General features: G+C 69.0%; 1 protein-coding gene and 1 pseudogene. Both read left to right on the forward strand.

Features of this window, described 5'->3' with window-relative positions; translation table 11 throughout:
• Window positions 1-404: pseudogene (locus tag ACIRS4_RS38275) on the forward strand (TetR/AcrR family transcriptional regulator); the annotation flags it as partial.
• Window positions 405-413: 9 nt separating this feature from the next.
• On the forward strand, window positions 414-866 hold the full coding sequence (locus ACIRS4_RS38280; RefSeq protein WP_404204896.1) for a flavodoxin family protein: 453 nt from the start codon (window positions 414-416) through the stop codon (window positions 864-866).
• Window positions 867-1,126: the final 260 nt, after the last annotated feature.

A 1,126-nucleotide genomic window follows, 5' to 3' on the forward strand; every position in this document is an offset into this window, starting at 1 on the left:
ATTGGGACGCGGACTTCTTCGGCTCGCTCGACGGCCTGCTCACGGCCTGGGTCCGCTACTTCTACGACCACCCGCTCGAACGCGCCATGACCGCGGCCGCCAACCTCGAGCCCGACCCGGTCGCCCGCACCGCCGTGCGAGAAGCCGTCAACGTCCACTACCTCGAGGTCCTGGGCCCCCTCTTCGAGGCCGCGACCCGGGGCGGAGCGCTGCGCCCGGACACCGACGCCCAGGTCCTGCTCGCCCTGCTCCTACTGCTGTTGCCGCAGTTGGCCCTCGCCCCGCACGTCGAGGGCCTCGACCCGCTGCTCGGCCTCGCCGAGGGCGACGCCGACCACGCCGTCGCCACCGCCCTGCGCCTGGTCCACGTCGTGGTCGACCCCTATCGTGGCCAGGGATCGTAGGCTCGCACCGTGCCGACACTGCTGATCATCCACCACACCCCGTCGCCGTTCATGCAGGAGATGTTCGAGGCGGTACTGGCGGGCGCGACCGATCCGGAAATCGAAGGCGTCGAGGTGATCCGCCGCCCGGCCCTGGGCGTCACCGCCAGCGATGTGCTCGCCGCCGACGGCTACCTGCTCGGCACTCCGGCCAATCTCGGCTACATGAGCGGTGCCCTCAAGCACGCCTTCGACACCTTCTACTACCCGTGCCTGGATTCGACCACCGGTCGGCCGTACGGGCTCTACATCCACGGCAATCAGGGCACCGAGGGCGCGGAACGCAGTGTCGAGAGCGCGACCACCGGGCTGGGGTGGGAGAAAGCGGCCGCGCCGGTGATCATTTCGGGCAAGCCGGAGAAGGCCGATATCGAACGCTGCTGGGAGCTGGGCGCGACCGTCGCGGCCCGATTGATGGAGTGAGTCCGGGCTGCCCCCGAATTCTGGTGTCTGACACATTCGGGGGCGAGCCCGTCATACTCGAGGGGGCGTTCTCCGGGAACGCCCACTGGGAGTGTGGGAAGAGGTGACGGCCGCCGTGGAGGCGCAAGAGTCGGGAACACGCCGTATCGGGCTGGTCGAGGATCATGAATCGGTGGTGCTGGGGTTGTCGGCCATGCTGGCCCCGGAAGCCGATCTGGAATTGGTGATCACCGCGGGAACCGTCGCGGAACTGCTGGCCG

This window comes from Streptomyces sp. NPDC101166, assembly GCF_044768125.1.
Taxonomy (GTDB): domain Bacteria; phylum Actinomycetota; class Actinomycetes; order Streptomycetales; family Streptomycetaceae; genus Streptomyces.